This is a genomic window from Embleya sp. NPDC020630 (assembly GCF_044334985.1).
Taxonomy (GTDB): domain Bacteria; phylum Actinomycetota; class Actinomycetes; order Streptomycetales; family Streptomycetaceae; genus Embleya.
Map to the genome: position 1 here is coordinate 164,934 of NZ_JBIRUB010000015.1, position 21,869 is coordinate 186,802.

Annotated in this window: 6 protein-coding genes; 4 read left to right on the forward strand and 2 right to left on the reverse strand. The window is 67.3% G+C overall.

Annotated elements, in window-relative coordinates; translation table 11 throughout:
* Window positions 1–19: 19 nt before the first annotated feature.
* Together ACH4XV_RS36250 and ACH4XV_RS36255 are read left to right on the forward strand one after the other, a co-directional pair.
* Window positions 20–322, forward strand: a complete 303-nt coding sequence (locus ACH4XV_RS36250) for a hypothetical protein (RefSeq protein WP_395796773.1) — start codon at window positions 20–22, stop codon at window positions 320–322.
* A 255-nt stretch (window positions 323–577) separates the two neighbouring features.
* Window positions 578–2,035 (forward strand): hypothetical protein, encoded by a 1,458-nt coding sequence (locus tag ACH4XV_RS36255; RefSeq protein WP_395796775.1) that lies wholly within the window; start codon window positions 578–580, stop codon window positions 2,033–2,035.
* A 483-nt stretch (window positions 2,036–2,518) separates the two neighbouring features.
* Here ACH4XV_RS36255 and ACH4XV_RS36260 read toward each other — a convergent pair whose 3' ends face one another.
* Window positions 2,519–7,471 carry an FG-GAP-like repeat-containing protein gene (locus ACH4XV_RS36260; RefSeq protein ID WP_395796777.1) on the reverse strand — a complete coding sequence of 1,651 codons (4,953 nt, stop codon included), beginning with the start codon at window positions 7,469–7,471 and terminating at the stop codon, window positions 2,519–2,521.
* 392 nt (window positions 7,472–7,863) lie between these two features.
* Between ACH4XV_RS36260 and ACH4XV_RS36265 the strand changes: the two genes are divergently transcribed.
* The gene (locus ACH4XV_RS36265; RefSeq protein ID WP_395796779.1) at window positions 7,864–14,478 is read left to right on the forward strand and encodes an RHS repeat-associated core domain-containing protein; all 6,615 of its coding nucleotides are present in this window, start codon (window positions 7,864–7,866) and stop codon (window positions 14,476–14,478) included.
* A 133-nt stretch (window positions 14,479–14,611) separates the two neighbouring features.
* Entirely contained in the window at window positions 14,612–16,273 is a 1,662-nt protein-coding gene (locus ACH4XV_RS36270) for a hypothetical protein (protein WP_395796781.1), read from the forward strand.
* A 522-nt stretch (window positions 16,274–16,795) separates the two neighbouring features.
* On the opposite strand, the gene ACH4XV_RS36275 is transcribed toward ACH4XV_RS36270, so the two are convergent.
* Window positions 16,796–21,727 (reverse strand): hypothetical protein, encoded by a 4,932-nt coding sequence (locus ACH4XV_RS36275; protein ID WP_395796783.1) that lies wholly within the window; start codon window positions 21,725–21,727, stop codon window positions 16,796–16,798.
* Window positions 21,728–21,869 lie beyond the last annotated feature (142 nt).

Sequence of the window (21,869 nt, forward strand, 5' to 3'; positions counted from 1 at the left end):
GTTCCTCGGCGAGGGCGTCGTGATCGTGCGCGAGGGCGGCCGGCCGGGTACGGAGATCCTCTTTCCGCCGGGCGGCCGGCTCGGCGCGGGCGGCGAGTTCCGCAGCCATCGCGGTCAGTTGCTCACCGAGGAGATACGCCTGATAGCGATCCGGGTGCGAGTCGCGGGTCGCCTCGTGGAAGAGACGGCGCCCTTCGGCGGCTCGCCCCCGCACGTCCTCCCCGGTGACCCGGTCAGCGCGGTGCACAGACGCTCGGCGAAGTCCGCCTTGTTCGTGACGCGTTCGCCGCGGAGCGTGCGGGACAGCTCGCCGCGCCCGTAGGGCGCGTGCGCGGGATCACCCTGAGACAGAGCCCGGTCCAGAGCAGCGAGGGATTCCCACCCGCCGTCGATGCACACCGTCCAGGCGTCGGAGGCCTTCCACGGCCTGTGACAGTGGCTGCGCGCCGGGGCGCCGGTGCGGCAGCGTAGCGTCGTGGAGGTCGGGAGTTTGCCGGCTACCGCGATGCACGGAGGCATCAGGGGAACTGCGTAATGGTCGGGCGCCATCAACGGGCACGAGCTACGGTGAACGGCCATGAGCGAGTTGGAATTTCACCAAGCCACGGATGTCGCACCCACCGATGTACGTGCGGGCATCGAGAGATTCGAGAAGGTTCTGCTCGACAGCATCAGCGCGGTGGGACTGCCCACGGACGGCGTCCTGGTCGAGGTGACACAACGCCAGCGTGTCCTGGGGAACCTCGATGGGGCCTTGGAGCGCTTGGACATGGACGACCGCGCACGATCGTACTACATCAGCAAGATGATCGCCGCGGCTGCGGCCGGTCTTTTCGACGCGGCCCTGAACTACCTCTGGGACGAGACCATCGCGGAGCTCCGCCGCCGAGTGGCCGGCTACGACCTCGACTATTTCTTCGACGTCGCGGTATCGGCTCCCGAGAAGCGCAAACACCTGAGTACCGCGGACCACCTCAATCAGATCCAGGACGTCGACCTGATACGCGCCGCACGCGACATCGGCCTGCTCAGCGATGTCGGACATGCCCAGCTCGACAGCGTGAGATACATGCGGAACCACGCCAGCGCCGCGCATCCCAACCAGACGGAACTCACCGGCCTGCAACTGGTGACGTGGTTGGAGACGTGCATCCTCCAGGTCATTACCCTCCCGGTGGACACGGTTACCGCCGAGACGGGAAAGCTGCTGCGCAACATCAAGCAGCGACGGCTGTCGTCACAGGAGGTGTCCTCCACAGCCGGTTTCTTCGATCGGTTGCCTCCCGACCGCGCGGACGCACTGGCCGCCGGGTTGTTCGGCTTGTACACCGCCGACTCCTCGACTCCGGACACCGCGGACAACGTGCGGGTCCTGTGGCCCGAGCTGTGGCCATACGTCTCCGACGAGGCCAGATACAACTTCGGGACCCGCATCGCGCGTTTCGTTGCCAACGCCGACCACCCGCAGGCGACGAGCGCGCGAGAACTGTTCGACCTGGTGGACGCGGACGCCTTCCTGCCGGCCCCCGTTCGCGTGGCCGAACTCGATCACGCCATCGACGGCCTCCTCGAAGCACACCGGGGCTGGAACAACTTCGCCACCGAGCCGTCCGCCGTTCGCCGTCTGGACGCGTTGGTAGGAGCGAAGGGCGAGGTTCCCCAGAGTCTGTCCACGAAGTACGTGAAAGCCGTCGTGGAGGCGTTCCTCACCAACGGGAATGGTGTGTGCTGGGCCGCCGAGCCCACCTACAGGGCCATGTTGGAACGCCTTGACTCGGTGCAAGCCAGCCTGGCCTTGCGGGCCTTCGTCGACACGACGATCTCCGGCAGGCTTCAGACGGCAAGGGCCCGAGGACAGTGGGAAGACCTGCTGGGAATTCTCGAATCGAAAGTGACTCGCCGAGACGACCGAGACCTTCTGCTGGCGATCCGGTCGTTTCGAAGCACCCCCGACAAACTGCGTCTCGACGAGACCATCATGCGCCTGGCCTCACCACCGCGAGTCCAACCGGCGAAGCCCCGGAAGCGGTCGTGACCCACGCATCGAGAGCCTGCAAGAAATTCCGCCGGAGACTCACGTAGAGGGGGCGCACGCTGGGGACGAAGCGGGCTGAATCGTCGCACTCCCCGAACGGAGGGAGGCCGATCACCACACAAGCCGGAAGAAGTTGTGCGGCGTTACCGGAACGAAGGTTTGCTCGGTGATTTTGGCGGCGCCGGTTCCTGTGCTCGTGCGATGGATCAAGAGCCGGAGCGCACCGCTCTCGTAGCTCTTCTGCGGCAGACGGACCGCGAAGGCCACGTTCGCCGAGCAGATGGCGGCGCCGACGTTCCGCCACGGCCGACGGAGCCGGGGACTACAGGCGGCCCTTCGGCGGGTGGCGTTGATGCCGGCCGGCCGCGCCGGGGCCGGCTTCACGGACGCGTTGCACCAACTGACACAGGACGGCCCGCCCCCACCAGTACGGGTGAAAGCGGGCCGTCGTCTCGATGGTGGCTACCGGCTACCGGCTACCGGCTACCAGGTGCCCGGCGACGCCTTCCAGCCGTCGACCGGCGCGTTGACGGTTCCGTCGGTGTTGGTGTGGAGCGTGCGAATGGTGGTGGAGCCGTCGGGGTTCTCGTACATGGCGGCGATGTCGTGGTGTCCGTCGTTGTCGAAGTCCCCGGTCACGGCCTTGGCTTCGGCGTTGGACCATTGGCCGGGTCCGGAGCGCCACTTGTTGACGTCGTTGTCGAAGGTGCCGTCGGGGCGGGCGTGGAAGGTGAACAGGGCCGTGTCGCGTCCCGCGTATTCGTACATGGCGCCGATGTCGGTGCGGTGGTCGCCGTCGAAGTCGCCGGCGACGAGTTGTACGCGGTTCCATTCCCAGTTTCCGGCGGGAACGTTCCAGGACTTGACCGTGCCGTCGAAGCCGCCGTCGGGCCGGGACTTGAGGGTGAACAGGGCGACCGCGCCGCCGTTGGGGTCCCCGTAGCCGTACATGGCGGCGATGTCGTCGCGCCCGTCGCCGTCGAAGTCCCCGGTGACGTACTTCCCGCGGGCCTGACCCCAGTTCCAGGCGCCGCTCTGCCAACTCGCCGTGGCGTCGTCGAACGTACCGTCGGGCTTGGAGAGCCAGGTGTAGGCACCGGTGGTCTCGTTGCCGTGGTCGTACATCATGGCGAGGTCGGCGCGGTGGTCGCCGTTGAAGTCGCCGCCCAGGAGAACGGCCTTGGCCCAGTCGCGGGTACCGGGTGCGGTGTACGCGCTCTGGACGCCTTCGTCGAAGGCCCCGTCGGGGCGCGCGAGGAAGGTGATCAGGCGGGTGGACCCGTCGGGGTAGCCGTAGAAGGCGGCGACGTCGTCGCGCCCGTCGCCGTTGTAGTCGCCGACGGCGAACTTGGCATGGGCCGCGTCGAACCAGCCGAGGTGACTGACCCAGGCCTGCCGGGGTGCGCCGATGGTGCCGTCACTCCCGGCGGAGGAGACGTAGAACGCGGTGGAGGCCTGTCCGTAGTCGTACACGGTCAGCACGTCGGCACGTTTGTCGCCGTTGAAGTCCCCGGCGTACTCCGTGCGTTGCGTGGCGGTGCTGTCGCCAGGGTTGTGCACCGTGGAGATTCCGGTGAGGGCGTTCCAGCGGATGTACCCGCCCTGGTAGTCACCGCGTACGCCGCCGGCAACGGTGTACTCGCCGCTCGTGGGGAAGCCCAGGGGCCCACCCTCGTAGCCCTGGGCGACCCATGCGGCGCGGTTGGCGCCGTGCACGGGCCAGGCGCCGGTGGCGGCGGACCAGTAGATGGATCCGGTGTCGGTTTGCGCACCGGGGGCCCGGAAGTTCTGGTACTGCCCGGGCTTGAGCGTGGTGGGCATCGCGTCCGAGGAGGGGAAGCCGAGGACCCCGCGAGGCCCGCCGGTCGCCTGCCAACGGTTGTAGATGTCGCCGGTGATCAGGTACCCGCCCTCGGCCCAGGTGATGGCCCCGGGCCCGCCGCTGTTTCCGGCGTAGTGGGTGACCCAGCCGATCCCGTTCCCGGCGCCGTCCAGGACCGTGGTCTCATCGGAGACGGGGTAGCCGAGGGGCCCGTCGAGGCCACCGGACTGCATCCACTTCGTCCGGGCCCCGCCGTGCTGGTACCAGGCGCCGGTGGTGGGCGACCAGTTGATGTTGCCGTTGGTGGTGCCGCCTTGGGCGGTGCCTTGGAAGTCGGCGTACTTGCCGCCCTTGCCGTCGTCGCGCACCCCGGTCGTCGGCAGGCGCAGCGGCCCGGTGGGTCCGCCGGTGGCCTTGTACTTGGCGAGGATGGGTCCGCACAGGTCGATCTTGACGTTCGCGTCTCCGGCGCTGGGGAACTTCTCGCAGGTGGTCCACGGTGTCTGGTTGTCGGCGATCAGCTGCATCGGCCCGAACGCGTTGCCGTTCGGTCCGGGGGTGGTCCCGAGTGCGACGTACAGGCGCCCGTCGGCGGCTTGTGCCCACAGATCGACCTTGCCGTCGCCGTTGAGGTCGCCGTCGGAGTTGAGTTTGGGGTAGGCGGCGGCGTCGAACCCGGTGCCGACGATCGTCCGTGTGGCGGTGTTGCCGAGTGCGGTGGTGTCGACGGTGCCGTCGGAGTTCCTGCGAGATGCGTATTGGTGGAGTTGTCCGGTGGTGCGGTCGCGGGTCCACAGGTCGGGGAGTCCGTCGCCGGTGGTGTCGCCGGGGGCGAGGAGGTCGAGGTTGTTCCAGGTGGTTCCGGTGCCGATGAGGGTGGCGTGGTCGAAGGAGGCCGCACCGCTGGTGCCGTGGAAGAGCCACAGGCGGCGGGTGCCAGTGCTGTCCTGTTCGAGGGTGATCAGATCGAGGCGGGCGTTGCCTGCCTCGTCGGTGTCGGCGTCGACGTTGCCGGGGGCGAGGATGGCGACGACCTTGGTCCAGTCGCCGGCGTAGCCGGTGCAGGTCCTGGTCGGCAGGTTGGTGGGGTCGACGCAGCGTGTGGTCGAGGGCCGGGGGACGGTGGAGCGGCGGCTGCCGGTGGCGAAGTAGTTGCCGTTCGCGTCGGCACCGCTGTTGCGGTACATGTACAGGTTTCCGCCGGCGTATGCGTAGAGGTTGTCGCGGAAGATGCCGGCGCCGCCGCGGTGGGTGATCAGTGTCCCGGTCCAGGTGGCCTGGCCGGCGGCGGTCGCCGGCCCGTGGATGGGCGCGGAGGCGGTGACGCCACCCGTGGCCGGGTCGGTGTCGGCGGTGTACATGCGCAGGGAGCCGGTGTCGTCGATGGCGACGAGGTCGATACGCCGGTCGCCGGTGATGTCACCGAGGGTGGTGGTGGCCTTGGGGTCACTGGGCGCGTAGAACTTGTAGTCGGTGGGTTGGGAGCGGTTTCCGGCCTTGTCGACGGTTTGCGCGAAGAGGTGGTTGGTGCCCCACAGGCCGACGGGGAGGTCCCTGATCTTCCAGGTCTTGTCGATGTCGTCCCAGGTGGCGCGAGTGGCGCCGCCGACGGGGATGGGGCCGTTGAGTGCGTATTCGATGGTGTCGACGCCGGATTGGCCGTCGGTGGCGGTGAGGGTGAACGTTCCCTTGTCGCCGGCGGTCCTGCCGCCGCCGTTGACCGGGTAGTCGGTGCTGGCGACGGTCGGTGTCGTGGGTGGTGTGTCGTCGACGGTGAAGGTGCATCCGTCGGTCCAGGGGGAGGCGGTGATGCCGTCTCCGGCCTGCACGCTCCAGCGGTAGGTGTGGCCTCCGGCCAACGTGCCGACGGGGATGGCGGTTTGGGCTTCGTGGCCGTTGGGGCCGCGTGGGGTCCAGGGGCTGTCGTGGACGACGGAGTCGTTCGCGGTGTCGCGGATGACGAAGTGGCCGTCGAGGTCTTGGCCGTCGGGGTCGGTGAGGGTGGCGTAGAGGGTGACGCCGCCGACGGCGGGGTTGACCGCGCCGATGTAGCCGCATCCGTTGGTGCCGCCGCCGTTGACCGGGGTCGGGTTCATCCGAAGCTTCGTCGGGGCGTCCGGAGGGGTGTTGTATTCGATGTAGATGAAGGTGTCGGCGGCGGTGCGGGAGAAGCGTTTGAAGCCGTTGTTGCCGGTGGTCCTGGGGGTTTCCCTGCCCTGGACGCTGAGGGTGAGGTATTCCCAGTTCTGGTGGGGGGCGATGTTGGCGGTGATGTCGAAGTCGACGAGTCGGTTGCCGCAGTGGGAGTCGGTGTTGGAGCTGGGGACGGAGGCGGTGCCCCACAGGCCGGCTTCGGTGGGCCGGTTGTTCCAGGTGGTGTTGGTGGTGAGTGTGTCGTTGGTGAGGTAGAGGTTGACGGGTTCGGCGTATTGGTTTTCGCAGCTGCTGATGGCCGAGTAGACCTGGGTGGTGTTGAAGACGACGCGGTTGATGGTTTTGCCGTCGAGGCGTCCCTGCCAGTTGTAGTCGACGCGGTAGTAGGTGCGTTCGAGGCCGGTTTTGGTTCGGTAGTGCTGGTATCCGGCGCCGGGTTGGTAGTCGGTGCGTCCGTAGCCGGGGGTGTCGGGGTAGGCCTCCTGGGCCCAGCCGTAGAGGCTGGAGTTGTCCCGCATGGGGATCCAGGAGGGGTCGATGTAGAGCGGGAAGACGGTGTCGGGCGACAAGAGAAGCCCCGCGTCCGGGGTCAACGCCAGAGTGCCTGCCGTGACGTCGGTCTTCACCGGAGCGGTGGCCGCACGGACGCCGGGTTGCCGTTCGGTGGAAGCGAGTTCGGTCGCGGGTATTGCGGCCGTGCTCTCGGCGCCGGCGCTGTTGGGGGTGGTCCGGAGCGTTGTGCCGGTGGGTTCGGTGGTGGTGCGTGAGTCCCACATGGTGGGTGTGGGTGCGGTGAAGGCGATCTTGTTGTCGGCGGTTTTGGCTGTCAGTGACCCGTCGGGGTTGGTGGCGACGGTGACGCCGTCGCCGGTCAATCCCAGTTTCAGGGTGGCGAGTTGGGGGTTCTTCGCTGCCTGGGGGGTTTTGACGACGAGGGTGTGGGTGAAGCCGCCCTGTTCGCCGGCGACGACTTTGAGGTCGATGTCGGGCAGGACGCCCGGGTAGAGGGCGCCGTTGCCGGAGAGGATCGGCCTGGGCAGCATGGTGGGCCAACTCAGGGTCAGTTTGCGCCCGTTGTTGGTCATCGACGCGAGCAGTGTGGAACCGCCGCCGCCGAGCTTCAGATCACTGGTGGTGCTTGCCGGCTGCACGGTTCCGTCGGCGGCTCGTATGAGCGTGGGGTCGAGATCGCGCCACGTTCCGGACTTCCTGGTTCGGGTCGGTTCGATGGTGCGTTTGAGGGCGAGGGTGCCGTTGGGCAGGGCGGTGACGGTGTCGGTCTCGGTGGTGGACTCCGGTACGGGGACCGGGAGTCCGGTGCGCCGGGCCTGCTCGGACGCGGTCGTCTCGGCCTGTGCCTTCGCGTCGGCGGACGGTGCCGCAGGCGCGGCCGGGGCCGAACTCGGGACGCTTGTAGGGGTGGTGCGGCCTGCGGGGGAGGCCGCAGCGGTAGTGATCACGCCACAGGACAGCGACAGGGCGACGAGTCCGCAGACGGCTGCGGATAGTCGTGGATTCGGGGAAGTTGCGGGAGGCGAGTGCCTCATGGGGAGTGCTCCCAGGGGTGTGGTGTTCGGGTGGCGAACAGGAACGCGCATGCGTGCGCGAAACCTAACCGGTTGGCAAAGCGCCTATCCATGTGGCGCAGATCACTTTGGGTGGATCGTGGTATCGACAAGTCTTCATCTTGGCGAATCGTGCGAACGGATTGTCGCCAATAGATCCCAACGGGTGATTCGGCCAAGGCGAGGACGTTCGATGGGCGACCAGGGTTGTAGTGACGAAGCACACATCAAGCGGCGGGAACTCTCTTTACCGACAAGGGACTTGGCGCGTACGGTGCGCTCCGTCCATGGCCTTTCGCCTGTTCGGGGCGGGGCCCGTTCTGTCCTGGTGGGGGTTCGGCATGGGTCGTTGGTCGTGGGGGTCGAAGTCTCGGCGCGAACGAAAAGTGCGCCCGGCGCGCCTGTTCGTGGCGGGAGTGACGGTCCTGGCGTTGACGGCGAGCGTGGGCCCGGCCCAGGCGGCGAGTTGGATCAAGAACGAGCCGGATCCGGGGGCGTGGTCGCCGCGCGAGCTGCCCAAGACCCCTTCGGTGAACGGGAGGAAGGCCGAGCTCCCGAAGCCGGTGCCGCCGGCGGGTGACGGTCACCGCTCGTGGAAGCCGACCGCTACGGCGTGGCCGAAGGCGGTCGAGGCGGAGGCCGTGCCGGCTCCGGCGTCGTCGTTCGTCGCGCGGGGAGGTTCGTCACTGTTGGCGGCGCCTTCCGGCGGCAACGCGCCGGGTACACCGGTGTGGATCACCACCCCCGACACGAACGGCCCCGGCCCACTGCGTTCGAGCGCTCTCGCGGCGCCTGCGGGCAATGCCTCGACCCGGGTCAAGGTCACCGTCGCCGACCACGACGCGGCCGAGAAGGCCGGCGTGGACGGCGTCCTGATCACCGTGCGTCCGACGGACGCCGCCTCCGCGCCCGGCAAGGTCACCGTCGGCGTGGACTACGCGGGCTTCCGTGACGCGTTCGGCGCGGACTGGTCCTCGCGCCTGCGCCTGGTGTCGATGCCGGAGTGCGCGTTGACAACGCCTGATGTGGCCGCGTGCCGGGTCAAGACCCCGGTGGCCGGCGGGCGCAACGACCGCGTGAAGAACCGGGTGTTCGCCGAGGTCGACCTGCCTGCGGCCGCCGCCGGCGCTCGTTCGACGGCTGCTTCGGGCGCGATGGTGCTGGCGACCACGGCGGATGCTTCGGGCCCGTCGGGGGACTACAAGGCGACGTCGTTGTCGCCGTCGGGTTCGTGGTCGGCGGGTGGCAACTCCGGTTCGATGAACTGGTCGTACGGCATCGCGGTTCCGCCGGCGGTCGGCGGCACCGCGCCGACGGTGAACCTCGCCTACAACTCCGGCTCGGTGGACGGTCGTACGACCTCCACCAACAACCAGGCCTCCTGGATCGGCGAGGGTTGGGAGTACTCACCCGGTTTCGTCGAGCGTTCCTACGACTCGTGTGCGCGTGACGGTCAGGACAAGTCCGGTGAGAAGTGTTGGTCGAACCGGAACTCGCTGACGCTGTCGCTGAACGGCAAGTCGTCGACGCTGGTGCAGGACGACACGGACAAGTCGAAGTGGCGGCTGGAGGGTGACGACGACTCGCGGATCGAGCCGTTGACCGGTGCGGTCAACGGTGACGACAACGGGGAGTACTGGCGCCTGACCACGGGCGATGGTGTGCAGTACTACTTCGGCGTGGGCCACAAGCCCGGCACCACCACGGGCCCGGCGACGAACTCGACCTGGTCGGCGCCGGTGTACGGCAACAACGCGGGTGAGCCGTGCAACAAGGCGTCCGGTTTCGACGCGTCGTGGTGTCAGCAGGCCTGGCGCTGGAACCTGGACTACGTGATCGACGCCCGCGGCGGCATGGTCACCTACACGTACAACACCGAGACGAACCGGTACACGCGCGGTGCGGTCCTGGTCGGTTCGGGCACGTTGACCGAGTACACGCGCGGTGGCACCCTCGCGAGGATCACGTACGGGTCGAAGAAGGACGACACCACGCAACCGACTGCTCAGGTCGTCTTCGACACCGCGGAGCGGTGTCTGAAGAAGGACGGCTTCGACTGCGACCCGGCGAAGATGACGAAGGCGAACGCGGCCAAGTGGCCGGACGTGCCCGTCGACAAGGTCTGCGCGGCCACGGGGACGTGCGAGCAGTACGGTCAGACGTTCTTCTCCACCCGCCGTCTGACGAAGATCACGACCCAGTCCCTGGTGGGCTCGGCGTATCAGACGGTGGACGAGTTCGCGTTGGATCAGGACTACCCGGATCCGCAGGACGGTTCGTCCGCGACGCTGTGGCTGAATTCGATCACCCGCACCGCGTGGGAGGGCACCAGGAAGATCGACGTGCCCTCCGTCGACTTCGCCGGCACGTTCAAGCCGAACCGCGTGGACGCCGGTGGTGATCTCGCCCCGCCGATGAACCGCCGCCGCCTGACCGGGATCACGAACGAGACCGGCGGCCAGACCACGGTCACCTACAACGACGCCGAGTGCCTGCCGACCGCGTTGCCCACGCCGGATGCCAACTCCAAGGCGTGCTACCCGATGTGGTGGAACTACGACGAGGACGCGGAGCCGGTGCTGCACTGGTTCCACAAGTACACCGTCGCCGAGGTCAGCGAGCACGACATCGCCACCACGACCCCGGACCGCTCGACGCGCTACGAGTACGTCGGCGGCGCGGCGTGGCACCGCGATGACGCGGAGCTGACCGAGGACAAGGAGGCGTCCAAGCCGAAGAGCAAGGACCGCCGCACCTGGAACCAGTACCGCGGCTACGGCCAGGTCATCACCCGCTCGGGTGTGGCCCCCAAGGACGCGGTGACCCAGTCGGCGGCGTTCTACCTGCGCGGCATGGACGGCGACGTGAGGAAGGACGGCACCAAACGCGCCGTCACCCTCACAGACTCCACCGGCCAAGCCATCCTCGACGCGAACCAACACGCCGGATTCGCCTACGAGACCAAGGCGTTCACCGGCAACGGCGGCACGGTGGCGAGCACAACGCTGAGCACGCCGTTCTCCTCCCCGGCCACCGCCACCCACGCCCGCGTTCGGAATCTGCCCCCGCTGACGGCATATCGCACCGCGACATCGAAGACGCGCAACCGCAGCCTCCTCGCCGACGGCACCACCTGGCGCGAGACGTCCAAGACCACCACGTTCGAGGCCTCCCACGGTCTCCCCGAGACCGTCTCGGACAAGGCGGACGGCCTGCCGGAGTACTGCACGAAGACGACCTACGCGCACAACACCGCAGCCTGGATCATCGGCAGGCCCACCGAGACCCTGTCCCTGGTCGGCGCCTGCGGCACCACCGCGTCCAAGGACACCGTCTACGCCTGGTCCCACAACCTGTACGACAACAAGCCCTTCGGCGAGGTCGGCACGGTCGGCGACGTCACCTCCACCGACGCGGTGATCGACTACAAGATGGACGGCACCCCCAACTGGGTGACCACGGCCAAGTCGGAGTTCGACACCTACGGCCGCGTCATCAAGACCACCGACGCCGAGAACAAGGTCACCACGACCACCTACACCCCCGCCGCGGGTACTCTGCCGACCACGGTGGCGGTCACCGGCCCGACCGGCTGGACTTCCTCCACCACCTACGCCGGGGCCCGCAACCTCCCGGTCAAGGCCGTGGACGTGAACGGTCTGGTGGTGGAGCAGGAGTACGACGTCCTGGGCCGGTTGATCGCGGTGTGGAAGCCGGGTCACACCAAGGCCGTCAACGCGGACCTGCAGTTCGCGTACGCCCCGAGCAAGACGGGCCCGTCGGTGGTGACCACCCGCACCTTGCGGGTCAACAACACCTACGCGGTGTCCCACCAAATCCTGAACAGTTTCCTCCAGGAGCGGCAGACCCAGTCGACGACCGCCACCGGTGACCCCGGTCGCGTGATCACCGACACCTTCCACGACAGCCTCGGCCGCCCGATCAAGACCAACCAGCCCTACTTCAACAGCACATCGGGCCCGGACACGACCGTCTTCGTCGGCAACGACAACGAGATCTCCGGCCAGAACGCGGTTGTCTACGACGGCATGGGCCGCACCACCGCCCAGGTGTTCGCGTCCAAAACCGTCGAGCAGTGGCGCACGTCGATTGCCTACGCCGGCGCGGACGAGACGCGGGTGACCCCGCCGCCCGGCGGCGTGGCGACCGTGTCGATCTCCGACGCCCGCGGCAAGCCGGGCGAGCTGCGCGAGTACAACGGCGGCACCCCCACCGGCACGGACTTCTCGAAGATCACGTACACCTACACCCCGCGCGAGGAACTGAAGACCGTCACCGACGCGGGCGGCAACACGTGGACGTACACCTACGACTTCCTCGGCCGCAAGACCCACGTCGAGGACCCCGACAAGGGCCCGTCGGACACCCGCTACGACCTCGTCGGCCGCGTCATCGGCACCACGGACGCCCGAGGCCAGAAACTCGCCTACACCTACGACGCCCTCGGCCGAAAGACCGCGTCCTACAAGGACACGGTCACGGACGCGAACCTCCTCGCCGAGTGGACCTACGACCGCTACGCGAAGGGCCAGCCGGACGGCTCCTCCCGCTACGTCGGCGGCAGGACCGGCGCGAAGTACACCAGCGAGATCACCGGCTTCGAACCCGGCACCTACCGCCCCACCGGCACCCGCGTCACCATCCCCCCGGTCGAGGGCAAACTCGCCGGGATCTACCAGACGAGCACCGAGTACGAGCCCAGGCTGGGCCTGCCGGTGCGCACCGACGTCGGCGCCCACGGCGGCCTGCCCGCCGAGGCACTGACGTTCGCCTACAACGACGGCGGCCTGCAGACCGAACTCGGCGGCAACGTCCCCTACCTGAACTGGGCCGACTACGACCCCTTCGGCCGCAACACCCGCGCCGTCCTGGGCTCCGAACCCCGCCAGGCCGCGTTCACCAGCACGTACGATCCCGCCACCGGCCGCCTGCTCAACACCCAATGGGACAAGCAGACCGCGACCACCACCAGCGTCGACGACACCACCTACACCTACAAACCCTCCGGCGACGTCACCTCCGTCAAGACCGTCCGCGACGGCACCACGACCGACACCCAGTGCTTCACCTACGACGCCAAACGCCGCCTGAAGGAAGCCTGGACCGACACCGCCGGCACCACCACCGCACCCGCTCCCAAGGTCCCCGGCATCGGCGGCTGCACCACCCAATCCCCGACCCCGTCCACGGTCGGCGGCCCGGACGCGTACTGGCAGTCCTTCACCTACGACGCCGTCGGCAACCGCACCAAACTCGTCGACCACGACCCCACCGACGACCCGACCAAGAACATCACCACCGAGTACGCCTACCGCCCGGGCACCACGCCCACCGACCGCACCCACCGCCTGGACTCGGTCACCGTCAAGACCGGCACCCAAACCCCGGTCACCACGAACCTGACCTACGACCAGTCCGGCAACACCAAGACCCGCCCCGGCGCCGACGCCAACCCCCAGACCCTCACCTGGAACGAAGAAGACAAACTCGCCAAGGCCGTCTCGACCACCGGCACGAGCGAATACGTCTACGACGCCGCCGGCAACCGCATCATCCGCCGCGAGAACGGCAAGACCACTCTCTACCTCGGCATCGACGAACTCACCACCAACACCGACCAGTCCGGCCCGGTCCTCGGCACTCGCTACTACCCCACCGCGGGCGGTGCGACGGTCGTCCGCAACGGCCCGAGCGCCATCACCTACATGGCGGCCGACCACCACGGCACCCCCAACAGCACCCTCGACGCCGCCACCCTCACCGCAACCCGCCGCCAATCCAAGCCCTTCGGCGAGCCCCGCGGCCCCCAACCCACTCAAGCCAACGGCCAATGGCCCGACGACAAGGGCTTCCTCGGCAAGCCCAAGGACGCTATCGGGTTGACCCACGTCGGCGCCCGCGAATACGACCCCACCCTCGGCCGCTTCATCAGCGTCGACCCCGTGATGGACCTCGCCGACGCGGGCCAGATGCACGGCTACACCTACAGCAACAACAACCCGCTGACGCTGTCCGACCCGACCGGTATGAAGTACTGCGGCAACGTCATGGCCTGCGATCCGGATCCGGACGTGCCGCCCGTCTACTGCGGGAACGTGATGGCTTGCCCGGGATCGGGCGAACAGACCACAACCTCGCCGACGGCCCCGGGCGGTACCTCCGGGTGCGTGAACTACTGCAAACAGAAACCGCGTTCCGGTACCGGAACGGGCTATCGGCCGGTATACAAACCGGTGAGCCCGCGCGTATACGTCGAGGACGATGGATCTGATTCCTACGTCAAGCTTCGAGCGGCTTGGCAGGAGGAGGCGCGGGCACACCAAGGCGAGACGTGGGCGGGCGACGAATGGGATTACTGGCAGGTCGCCTGCAAGCGCACCAAGCTCTGTGGCTCACGATTTCTCGACTTGCTCGGCATTCAAACCGTTAATGCCCGTACCGAAGGTCAGGCCATCGGCCCACATAGCTACACCGCGCTTTACAGCGGTTGCCTGTTCTCTGGCAATGGGTGTGGTGCGGGTACCTGGCTCATCTCAGACTCGGACGAGAAGGCCGGCGCCCCTGGTGCATTCGGTGGTAAAAATGCTGATTTGCCCACCGATTTCCTGGTCGAATTGCCCAGGGCCGGCGGTACGAAGGGCCAGTCGGTCTCACCCGGCGACCCCGCGCTGCCGTCTGACACTACGGCTGTGGTGGTGTATCGAGACGGGAAATATACAGCAACGTATGTGCCGACTGATGAGTGGGTAAATGGGCCCCGGGCCGGTCGAATCGTGTCCCAGATGCCAGAGCCCATTGATCTTGCTCAGACGAAGACCGTAACGGGCGCGCGGTCCGAGGTGGTGGCACAACTTCTCAAATTGATACACGGACTGCCTTAGTAACCGCTGGAACATGCCGGTGGCGGGCCGACCCGAACGTAGACTTGGGCCGGCCCGCTATCATGCCGGAGGCGCCCAGTCCGGCCGAGCGTGCGCGGTTCGGACGTTATGTCGCGACTTCTAGGCGGGAAACATGACAGAGGAACGAATTTTTCCCAGGGGTGTGGAGCCCTCGGACATCGAGCAGGCACGGTCGACCTTGCTCGGCGTCAGCGACGCCGACTTGTACGAACTGCTGGCGTCAAAAACGTGGACCGTGGGTGCCCGAGGTCGCCGCGATGAGGCAGTGGACTTTATTTCGACGGCGATCGAGGCATTGTCTCGCAGCACAGGTAGACGTTTCGACACGGACTTCGTGGCGGTTGTGCTGGCCATGATCGACGGGCCGGTGCTGGATCGCACGGAGGCGCATCCGGGTATGGATTTCGAACTCGCCTCCATCGTACCCATCCACGTTCACGTGGCTGCGGGGCACCGAGTCCACGTTTTCGCTTGTGATACCGAACGGGCCGCGTATTTTCACGAAATCGCACGGCATTACTTCGACCGTGCGGGAATAAGCTCGGCACACGTCGAACCCTGGCGCCTGGTTAACCTCATGGATTCTGTGCCGGAAGAGCGACGGCATCGCTACATGACGGACGTGGTCTACGGGTCGTACGACACCTTGATTATGGACTCGTTGAGGATGGCGCCGCTCACCCACGGTCACTTTCTGGATGATCGACACATTGCATTCGTGGAAGAAATCGACACGATCTTGATCAAAAGCGGCGACTCGGTTATTCGAATCACCGGACCTGCGGCGTCCAATCCGGATCGATATGCAGCGCTGGCTCGATGGGTGCAAACGCTGGATCAGGATCTGGACTACAGGATTGACGAGGATCCCGTTCGGATTCGGCTGACACCGAGGGCAATGCGTGGATTGTGGGACTACTTCGGCATCACCGAGCAGACTTCGCCGGTGGAACGAATGGATCTGGCCATCGATGCCGAACTGTCGGTGCGCGCAAACAGATACTTCGTGGCGGATGTCGACTATCAGGTTGTGGAGAGGCGAATCGTACCCATCATCGGAGGTGCGCTCCCGGTAGGGTCCCAATACGAGGCAGGACTACACCAAGCGCTGGCGGCTCGAGAAAACCTGATTGTCGAGGAGCGGCAAAAGATCCTTGAAACCGCCAACGTTCGGGTGCATTTCCGCAAGTATGCGGCTGTTTGCGGGGGCTGTCGGTCGACGGTGTCTTACGGCGCCGTTCTCGAAGCGATCTTCGGGCTGAAGGTTGCGGACCTGCGCGCACCAGAATTCCGGGGCGTTGACGCACAGTACTCCGAAATCATGGAGATGGTTGCGATCCGTGGCGTGGAACACCTTCATCTTTGGGACGGGCTGGCCGAATTGGAAGAGCGCTATTGGGGCGTGCGTGCAACGGTTTCGCCCCATGGTGGGTCGCCTTCCGATATCGTCGAGTTGCTTGACCTGGCAGCACGTGGACTGAGCCACGCGCATCGTGTATTTAAGCACTCGGTCACGCTGGACTCGCTCGCCCGCCGCTATCGGGATCAGTACGCGGAAGAGCGGACGGAGTGGCGTGTTGCATGCGCCGAAGCGTTTCGTTCCGAGTTGGATGTGGCCTGGTCCGACCACGTCGACTTCGCAACGCGTATGCGAGAGTCATTCCCGGATCTGACTCTGAGCGAATTCAAGACCCAGGTGACCACGTCTTTCGAGATCCACCTGTCCAATGCTGTGATTCGCGCCTTCGGTCGCATCTTCAATATCCGCCTCTGAGCGGGAGGCTCTGTAGGCTATAAAGCTTGTTGTGGTGGATTTGACCGAGGCAAGCCTTCGGTCGGATCACGCATGTGCGTTTGTGCCCCACCCGAGATGATGCTGCCCGCCGAAACCAGGTGCCGGCGACCTTGGCTGCTTGGCTCCGGCCGACGTCTGCGGTGCCGGGACGTGCTTGCTCGTCGGCTCCACAGTCGCTTTGGGTCCTGCCGGCTGAGCTTTGCTCTTTGGGTCAGCGGCCGGAGAACTTGGGCTTTTCCTTTGCTACGGAGGCGCGCATGCCGGTGGTGCGGTCCTCGGTGGCGAGCGTCGAACATCGGCCACAGATCCCCCCAAGCCCTGGGCGCGATTGCCGTAACCCGATCCGACCAGCCTTTTGACCCGTGGGCCGATCGAGGTGGCCTGCTCGTCGGTCTCCCCGCCGTAGGCGTCAGCAGGACGGCATCCTGACGCGGTGACCAGGTGACCGATCGGGGCCCGGCGCATACGCGCCGGGCCCCGATTCGTGCGTTGTGCGGTTTGTTACCAGGTGCCGGGGGCGACCTGCCAGGAGGGGTCGGTGGTGGGGGGAAGGGTGAAGGTGCCGGTGGGTGTGGCCGTGAAGGTGAAGGCCGCCCAGCGTCCCGTGCCGTAGTCGTACAGGGCGGTGAGGTCGCCGCGCCCGTCGCCGTTGGCGTCGCCGGGCAGCTGCCTGGCGCGCGGGGCGTCCCAGTTTCCGGTGCCGCTGTCCCAGCCGAGGATGGGTGCGGTGAAGGCGCCGGCGGCTGTGGTGAGCAGGGTTTGGAGGGTGGTTCGGCCGTTTCCGTAGTCGTACGTCACCACGAGGTCGGCACGGTGGTCGCCGTTGGCGTCGGTGGCGGTGAGGGTGACCCTGTCGCGCTGCCACGCGGCGGCCGCGGGTGCCTGCCAGCCGGCGACGGGTGCGCCGATGGTGCCGTTGGCGGCGGTGAGGAAGGTGTGTGAGATGACCGCTCCACTGTCGAAGAGGGCCAGGGCACCGAGGTCGGCGCGGCCGTCGCCGTTGAAGTCACCGATGGCGTATCGGGCGCCCTCGTAACCCCACCATCCGGGCCTGGTTTCCTCCCATCCCTTGACGGGTGCGTCGAAGGTGCCGTCGGTACGACCGGCGAAGGTGTAAGTGGCGATGCGGGCGTCGGCGAAGCCGTAGACCACGGCGAGGTCGTCGCGCTTGTCGCCGGTCAGGTCGCCGGCGAGGATCGTGGTGCGGTCGAAGTCCCAGCCCGACGACTGCGACCAGCCCGCGATGCCGGCGCCGAAGCCGCCGCCCGGGAGCGCGGGGTAGGTGAACAGGCGGACGGAGCCGTTGCCGTAGTCGTACAGGGTGGCGATGTCGGTGCGCCCGTCGCCGTTGAAGTCGCCGGCCGTCCACTTGGCGTCACCCACACAGAAGGTGCCGGCGGGTTGGACGTAACTTTCCCGGGGGTCGGTCAAGGTGCCGTCCGCGCGTCGTAGTTGGGTGAACCACCCCGCGGCGCAATGGCCGTAGTCGATGATGGTGGCCAGATCGCTGCGTCCGTCGCCGTCGAAGTCACCTGTGAAGGTGATGCGGGGCATCGGGGTTTCATCGGTGCCGAGGTAGGTCGTCGCTTCGCTCGTGTGGTGGTTCCAGCGGATGTGTCCGCCGGTGAAGTCCTCCCGTACACCTCCCGCGACGGGGATTTCACCGCTGGTGGGGAAGCCCAGGGGGCCCTGCTCCCATCCGGCGGCGGCCCATTTCGTGCGGATGCCGCCGAAGACGGGCCATGCGCCGGTCGCGGCCGAGGCGTAGATGGATCCGATGTTCGCGGTGGCGCCGGGGAGACGGAAGTGCGCGTAACTGCCGGGCTTTTGGGGCGAGGTGGGGGTGATGTCGGTCGACGGGAATCCGAGGATGCTGCGAGGTCCGCCCATCACCTGCCAGCGGGTGTGGATGTCGCCGTTGAGGATGTGCGCGCCGAGACTGTCGGTCCAGGTGATCGTTCCGACGCCGGTGCCGGGCTTGCCGGCGAACATGCTCATCGCGCCGAGGGTGGTTCCCGCGCCGTCCTTGACGGGGTTCTCGTCGCTGACGGGGTAGCCCAGCTCTCCGGTGACGCCGCCGGCGGCCAGCCACTTGTCACGGATCCCGCCGGCGACCCACCAGGCGCCGGTGGTGGCGGACCAGTGGATGGAGGCGTTGGTGGTGGCGGCGGCGCTGCCCTGGAACTCGGCGTACTTTCCGATGCTTCCGTCGCCGCGTACCCCGGTCGTGGGCAGCCGCAGCGGTCCGGCGGGTCCGCCGGTGGCCTTGTATCGGGCGAGGATCGGCCCGCAGAGCTGGAGTTTGACGTTGGCGTCGGCTGCGGAGGGGTACTCCTCGCAGGTGGTGTCCGGGGTCTGGTTGTCGGCGATCAGGCGCATCGGCCCGAACGCGTTCCCGTCCGCGCCGGGGGTGATCCCCAGGGCGATGTAGAGGCGTCCGTCGGCGGCCTGTGCCCACAGGTCGGCCTTGCCGTCGCCGTCGAGGTCGCCGTCGGAGCTGAGCCGCGGGTAGGCGGTCGCGTCGAACCCGGTGCCGACGACAGTCCGTGCGGCGGTGTTGCCGAGTGCGGTGACGTCGCCGGTGCCGTCGGGGTTCTTCCTGGAGGCGTATTGGTGGAGTTGTCCGGTGGTGCGGTCGCGGGTCCATAGATCCGGGAGTCCGTCGCCGGTGACGTCGCCGGGGGCGAGGAGGTCGAGGTTGTTCCAGATGGCTCCGGCGCCGATGAGGGTGGCGTGGTCGAACGAGGCGGCGCTGCTGGTGCCGTGGAAGAGCCACAGGCGGCGGGTGCCTGTGCTGTCCTGTTCGAGAGTGATCAGGTCGTGGCGGGCGCTGCCTGCCTCGTCCTTGTCGCCGTCGACGTTGCCGGGAGCGAGGATCCGGACGACCTGGGACCAGTCACCGGCGTAACCTGTGCACGTCCTGCTCGGGAGGTTGGTGGGGTCGACGCAGCGTGCGGCCGAGGGCCGGGCGACGCTGGAGCGGCGGCTGCCGGCAGCGAAGAAACGGCCTTGCGCGTCCGGGCCGTTGTTGCGGTAAATGTACAGGCGGTTGCTGCCCCACGCGTAGAGGTTGTCGCGGAAGATGCCCGCGCCACCCCTGTGGGTGACCAGTGCCCCGGTCCAAGAAGCGCTGGTATCGCCGACAGGGCCCTGGTCGGCAAGGGAGGCGACCACTCCGCCGGTGGCGGGATTGGTGGCCGCGCTGTACATGCGCAGGGCGCCGCTGTCGTCGACGGTGACCAGGTCGGGGAGCCTGTTGCCGTCGATGTCGCCGATGGATGGGGTTGTCACGTTGGGATCCGCGGCGGCGTAGAACTTGTAGTCGGTGGGTTGGGAGCGGTTTCCGGCCTTGTCGACGGTTTGCGCGAAGAGGTGGTTGGTGCCCCACAGGCCGACTGGGAGATCCTTGATCTTCCACGTCTTGGTGGCCTCGTCCCAGGTGGCGCGAGTGGCGCCGCCGACGGGGATGGGGCCGTTGAGTGCGTATTCGATGGTGTCGACGCCGGATTGGCCGTCGGTGGCGGTGAGGGTGAACGTTCCCTTGTCGCCCGCAGGCTTGCCGCCTCCGTTCTCGGGGAAATCGGTGCTGGCGATCGTCGGTGTCGTGGGTGGTGTGTCGTCGACGGTGAAGGTGCATCCGTCGGTCCAGGGGGAGGCGGTGATGCCGTCTCCGGCCTGCACGCTCCAGCGGTAGGTGTGGCCTCCGGCCAACGTGCCGACGGGGATGGCGGTTTGGGCTTCGTGGCCGTTGGGGCCGCGTGGGGTCCAGGGGCTGTCGTGGACGACGGAGTCGTTCGCGGTGTCGCGAATGACGAAGTGGCCGTCGAGGTCTTGGCCGTCGGGGTCGGTGAGGGTGGCGTAGAGGGTGACGCCGCCGACGGCGGGGTTGACCGCGCCGATGTAGCCGCACGTGCCGGGGCCGCCGTTGACGGGCACCGGACTCATCCGCAGGTTGGTGGGCGGGTTGGGGGGTGTGTTGTATTCGATGTAGATGAAGGTGTCGGCGGCGGTGCGGGAGAAGCGTTTGAAGCCGTTGTTGCCGGTGGTCCTGGGGGTTTCCCTGCCCTGGACGCTGAGGGTGAGGAACTCCCAGTTCTGGTGGGGGGCGATGTTGGCGGTGATGTCGAAGTCGACGAGTCGGTTGCCGCAGTGGGAGTCGTCGTTGGAGCTGGGGACGGAGGCGGTGCCCCACAGACCGGCTTCGGTGGGCCGGTTGTTCCAGGTGGTGTTGGTGGTGAGTGTGTCGTTGGTGAGGTAGAGGTTGACGGGTTCGGCGTATTGGGTTTCGCAGCTGGTGATGGCCGAGTAGACCTGGGTGGTGTTGAAGACGACGCGGTTGATGGTTTTGCCGTCGAGGCGTCCTTGCCAGTTGTAGTCGACGCGGTAGTAGGTGCGTTCGAGGCCGGTTTTGGTTCGGTAGTGCTGGTATCCGGCGCCGGGTTGGTAGTCGGTGCGTCCGTAGCCGGGGGTGTCGGGGTAGGCCTCCTGGGCCCAGCCGTAGAGGCTGGAGTTGTCCCGCATGGGGATCCAGGAGGGGTCGATGTAGAGCGGGAAGACGGTGTCGGACGCGGTGAGTAGTTTCGCGTCCGGGGTCAGGGCGAGGGTGCTCCCGGTGACCTCGGTCTTCAGCGGGGCGATCGAGGCGCGGGCACCGGGTTGCCGTTCGGTGGAGGCGAGTTCGGTTTTCGGTATTGCGCCGGAGGCGTTTTCGGCCGCGCGGAGCGTTGTGCCGGTGGGTTCGGTGGTGGTGCGTGAGTCCCACATGGTGGGTGTGGGTGCGGTGAAGGCGATCTTGTTGTCGGCGGTTTTGGCTGTCAGTGACCCGTCGGGGTTGGTGGCGACGGTGACGCCGTCGCCGGTCAATCCCAGTTTCAGGGTGGCGAGTTGGGGGTTCTTCGCTGCCTGGGGGGTTTTGACGACGAGGGTGTGGGTGAAGCCGCCCTGTTCGCCGGCGACGACTTTGAGGTCGACGTCGGGCAGGACGCCCGGGTAGAGGGCGCCGTTGCCGGAGAGGATCGGCCTGGGCAGCACGGTGGGCCAACTCAGGGTCAGTTTGCGCCCGTTGTTGGTCATCGACGCGAGCAGTGTGGAACCGCCGCCGCCGAGCTTCAGATCACTGGTCGTACTCGCGGGCTGCACGGTTCCGTCGGCGGCTCGTATGAGCGTGGGGTCGAGATCGCGCCACGTTCCGGATTTCTTCGTTCGGGTCGGTTCGATGGTGCGTTTGAGGGCGAGGGTACCGTTGGGCAGGGCGGTGACGGTGTCGGTCTCGGTGGTGGACTCCGGTACGGGGACGGGGAGTCCGGTGCGCCGGGCCTGCTCGGACGCGGTCGTCTCGGCCTGTGTCTTCGCGTCGGCGGACGGTGCCGCAGGCGCGGCCGGCACCGTACTCGGGACGCTTCTGGGGGCAGCCGTGGCCGTGGCCGCGGTCACCACGCCACAGGACAGCGACAGCGCCACGAGGCAGCAGACGGCTGCGGATAGTCGTGGATTCAGGGAAGTTGCGGGAGGCGAGTGCCTCATGGGGAGTGCTCCCGAGGTTGTGGTGTTCGGGTGGCGGCGGCGCGGACGCGCA

Bases quoted from the DNA above. Each gene is read 5' to 3' on its own strand.
- ACH4XV_RS36255 (WP_395796775.1), top strand. From the start codon at position 578: ATGAGCGAGTTGGAATTTCACCAAGCCACGGATGTCGCACCCACCGAT.
- ACH4XV_RS36265 (WP_395796779.1), top strand. From the start codon at position 7,864: ATGGCCTTTCGCCTGTTCGGGGCGGGGCCCGTTCTGTCCTGGTGGGGG.
- ACH4XV_RS36270 (WP_395796781.1), top strand. From the start codon at position 14,612: ATGACAGAGGAACGAATTTTTCCCAGGGGTGTGGAGCCCTCGGACATC.